The organism is Shewanella sp. GutDb-MelDb, from assembly GCF_002836075.1.
In the GTDB taxonomy this organism is placed as follows: domain Bacteria; phylum Pseudomonadota; class Gammaproteobacteria; order Enterobacterales; family Shewanellaceae; genus Shewanella.
The window spans coordinates 1-4,010 of record NZ_PJBM01000027.1; the positions used below are offsets into that span (position 1 = coordinate 1).

Annotated in this window: 4 protein-coding genes; 2 read left to right on the plus strand and 2 right to left on the minus strand. The window is 41.3% G+C overall.

Features of this window, described 5'->3' with window-relative positions:
• Window positions 1-33 precede the first annotated feature (33 nt).
• The gene (gene fur, locus CXF82_RS00735; RefSeq protein ID WP_101091237.1) at window positions 34-465 is read left to right on the plus strand and encodes a ferric iron uptake transcriptional regulator; all 432 of its coding nucleotides are present in this window, start codon (window positions 34-36) and stop codon (window positions 463-465) included.
• Window positions 466-588: 123 nt separating this feature from the next.
• Here fur and CXF82_RS00740 read toward each other — a convergent pair whose 3' ends face one another.
• Window positions 589-1,089 carry a GNAT family N-acetyltransferase gene (locus tag CXF82_RS00740; RefSeq protein ID WP_102040024.1) on the minus strand — a complete coding sequence of 167 codons (501 nt, stop codon included), beginning with the start codon at window positions 1,087-1,089 and terminating at the stop codon, window positions 589-591.
• A gap of 210 nt (window positions 1,090-1,299) precedes the next feature.
• On the opposite strand from CXF82_RS00740, the gene CXF82_RS00745 reads away from it, so the two are divergent.
• The gene (locus CXF82_RS00745; protein WP_102040023.1) at window positions 1,300-2,970 is read left to right on the plus strand and encodes an FMN-binding glutamate synthase family protein; all 1,671 of its coding nucleotides are present in this window, start codon (window positions 1,300-1,302) and stop codon (window positions 2,968-2,970) included.
• Here CXF82_RS00745 and CXF82_RS00750 read toward each other — a convergent pair.
• Complete coding sequence (locus CXF82_RS00750) at window positions 2,965-3,888, minus strand: AEC family transporter (protein ID WP_102043498.1); 924 nt, start codon at window positions 3,886-3,888, stop codon at window positions 2,965-2,967. The genes CXF82_RS00745 and CXF82_RS00750 overlap by 6 nt on opposite strands.
• Between the last annotated feature and the right edge of the window lie 122 nt (window positions 3,889-4,010).

Genomic DNA, 4,010 nt, shown 5'->3' on the forward strand with positions numbered 1-4,010 from the left:
TTATCAGGCCGTTCTGCAATCAAGAGACCAATAATGACAGATGGAAATCAAGCGCTAAAGAAAGCGGGTTTGAAAGTAACCTTACCACGAGTCAAAATTTTAGAATTGATGCAAGCGCCAGAGAGTCAACACATCAGTGCTGAAGATCTCTATAAAAAACTGCTCGTATTGGGTGAAGAAATTGGATTGGCAACTGTTTATCGAGTTCTCAATCAGTTTGACGATGCAGGCATTGTTACCCGCCACCACTTTGAAAGCGGCAAAGCAGTATTTGAACTTGCTACCCAGCATCATCATGACCATCTAGTTTGTTTAACTTGTGGCAAAGTGTTCGAATTCTCAGACGATATGATTGAGCAGCGTCAAGATGAAATCGCGATGAAGCACAATATTAAACTGACAAACCACAGTTTATACCTTTATGGTGTTTGCACTAACGACAACTGCGAGCACGGCGAAGCATAAAAGAAATTAAAAAAACAAAAACCAGCTTAATGCTGGTTTTTTTGTTTTATCTCCATTCCACTATATAGTTGCTCATTCCGCGGGAATTGAAATCACTGTATTCGAGTAAATGGGTTCTCGATATTAGAGATGTTTGTGAAAGACGTTTACTTTATGCCCCATAAATTTGTCTCTACCACGTTCTGTCATGCCTAACTTTTTAGCGACCCCTTCAGAGCCTTTATTACCGATCAAAATCAATGCAATCGCTTCTTTGACACCGTAATCTACGAATTTTGATAGTGCGGCACTGCCAGCCTCGCCTCCGATCCCTTTCCCCCAATAAGCGGGTAAGTAACGGTATCCCAATTCCACTTCATCAAACTCGTCGATATATTTCGGCCCACAAAAACCGATAACGTTACCATCGGCCTTATGCTCTACAGCCCAACGGCCATAGCCAAATTGTTCATAATTTTTCAATATCATATTTTCGAAAATCTGTTCAGCCTGAGAAATATTCGTCATCGGCGCACCCGGTATATAGGTGAGAATTTCCGGAATACTATTGAGTAAAAAAATAGCTTTAATATCTTTAGACTCAAACCTGCGTAAGATTAGCCGTTCCGTTTCTGCGATTATCACTTTGAACTCCTTGGTATTACACATCACTGCAACATACGACTGATTCAGCTTTGTATGCCTATCTGTATTCGCGACTCATTGACGATTATTGCTATTAATATACCCAGTTTCTGTTTAAATTAGAAAGTATTAAAACAAGTTTGCCTAAATTGCAATAATGGCTTTCAATATCACTGAGACTTATCTGCTGTATAATAGTAAGGAACAATTATGACCATCATGCAAAAATTCTTTTGGATTATCGCTTCCTTTGGAAATTTGTTCGCCATTAACTTTGCCCTCAGCCAGGTAGGTGTAGGGACGATATTATTGCTGCTGTTTACGCTCAGCTATACCGCTGTTGGTTATTTTGATATGTACCACAGCAAACATACTTTAAATCGTTTATACCCTGTTGTGGCGCATATTCGATACTTCCTTGAATCCTATCGTGTCGAAATTCAACAATATTTTATTGCCAATGACACTGAAGAGAAGCCTTTTAACCGCGAGCAGCGCTCACTAGTGTATCAAAGAGCTAAAAATGTACGTGACACCATTGCTTTTGGTACTCAGCGCGATCTTTTAGAAGATAATTATTTAAGTCTCTGGCAATCATTACACCCTCTGCATGTGGTGGCAGAGGCTAAACGTGTTCGCTTTGGTGGGCCTGACTGCTTAAAACCCTACGATGCCTCCTACTTAAACATATCAGCAATGAGCTTTGGCTCTCTTAGTGCTAATGCTATTGAGGCGCTAAACCTAGGCGCCCTGAAAGCCGGCTGTTACCACAATACAGGAGAAGGTAGTGTTAGCCCTTACCACTTGAAACATCATGGTGATATCGTTTGGCAGATTGGCTCAGGATTATTTGGATGCCGTGATGATGAAGGTAACTTTAACCCAGACACTTTCAGTGCCATGGCAACTCGACCACAGATAAAGATGATTGAGATAAAGCTCTCACAAGGCGCAAAACCCGGACATGGCGGCGTTTTACCCGCAGCAAAAATCACTGATGAAATTGCCGCTATACGCCATATTCCCAAAGACAGAGATTGTGTGTCTCCCGCGGTTAACCCTGAATGTACAACTCCCAAAGATCTGCTCAATTTTGTTGTTAAACTGAGAACATTAAGCGAAGGAAAACCGGTTGGCTTCAAACTATGCATGGGTAATCCAGTTGAATTTCTGGGTCTATGCAAAGCGATGCTTGAAACAGGGATAACACCCGACTTCATCACTGTAGATGGTGCAGAGGGCGGCACGGGTGCCGCACCCGTCGAGTTTTCTAATCGTTTAGGCATGGTATGTCTTGAAGGCGTATATTTTGTTCACAATGCGCTTATAGGCACTGGACTCAGAGACAAAATTAATATTATCGCTTCGGGTAAAACAGCATCCAGTTTCGACTTGTTAGCCAAAATTGCCATGGGTGCGGATACCGTTAATGCAGCCCGCACCATGATGATGTCGCTTGGCTGTATTCAATCTCGTCATTGTAATAACAACATGTGTCCTACGGGCATTGCCACACAAGATCCCGCCAGAAGCAAGGCGGTTAATGTGGTTGAAAAAAGTGAACGGGTTAAAAACTACCACAACAACACCATTGAAAGCTTCTTCGAACTGGTCGGTACGATGGGGTTAGATAATCCCGCCAAACTCATGCCGCATATGCTAAAAAGACGCACCCCATATGGCCTACTAATGTCTGTAGGCAGTCTCATTAAACCTTTAAAGGAGAATGACTTGGTCGATGAAAAACCAATAGAGGGACCTTGGAGAGAATGGTGGAGGATGGCAAACAGCGAAGATTTTTACAGCGAAGATACCTATATCCTATCGCCAGCGGAGTTTTCTCGCGCTAGACATGCGAGCAATAATGTAAATCACTCATAATAAAATCGCTAACCAAAAGCTCATTGAAAATACACACAGTACTGTGGAAAGCACCACAGTACTGGCTATCACTGTTTGTTGAGCCTTTACTTGCATTGCCACCAGATATGCATTGATACCGAGAGGTGAAGCACTTAAGAGTACAAGTACCGCTAACAGTTGCTCCTCCAACTTCAATGATAACCCCAAAGCATAAACGAGCGAAGGAAGCAGTAACAACTTAACCAACGAAGCAAGCAATGCCAATTTCCAGTCCTTAGCTATTTTATAAAAACTCAGGTTGGCACCCAATACAAAAAGTGCACAGGCTAACGCTGGCTGACTAAGTAAATTAATCCCATTAACCACATTTTCATATAGCGGAATGTGCAGTAAATTAAGCAGTAAACCTAAAGAAATACTCATCACTATCGGGTTAAGCACTATCCCTTTTATAAAAGGCCAACACTTAACACCAGCGCCCTCTTCTCTCAACGCTAGCATGAAGGTTAAAGAGAACAGTAATGCACTATGAAATGTAATAATTACAAATACATTTCCCATCATCTCTTGTCCAAGCGCCCCGATAATAATAGGTAGGCCGACCAAGATTGTATTTGAATAACTGCATCCGAGGCCGTAAGCAGACGCATTAGCGATAAGCTTAACCTGACCTTTACGTAGGAAACAATATAACGCGACGCCGACGCCATATGCTGTAAGTACAGGCAAGTAAAAACAGACTAAGGCTTTAACATCAAAGCTCTTACTAAGGTCTGCTTGAACCATATTAATAAACAAAAACGCAGGTATGCTGAGATAGAAGGTAAACAAACTAATACCGCTAATTTGTTCTTTAGAAAAAACGGATTTAGTGGTTAATACATAACCTAAAACAGCCATAAAAATGAGCGGGAAAACGATTGAAATAATAACCATTTTTTGTTTACAACATCCTATAAAATTGTAGCAACCCAAGTCTATCGACCGAGAAAAATTAGCCGCAATGGTAACAGATTAAAGGGATATTAAAGTCATTTAACGAAGTGAACCAAGGTAAA

What these genes read in the sequence shown, in the direction of transcription:
- CXF82_RS00750 (WP_102043498.1), bottom strand. Translation starts at nt 3,888, where the DNA reads ATGGTTATTATTTCAATCGTTTTCCCGCTCATTTTTATGGCTGTTTTA.
- CXF82_RS00745 (WP_102040023.1), top strand. Translation starts at nt 1,300, where the DNA reads ATGACCATCATGCAAAAATTCTTTTGGATTATCGCTTCCTTTGGAAAT.
- fur (WP_101091237.1), top strand. Translation starts at nt 34, where the DNA reads ATGACAGATGGAAATCAAGCGCTAAAGAAAGCGGGTTTGAAAGTAACC.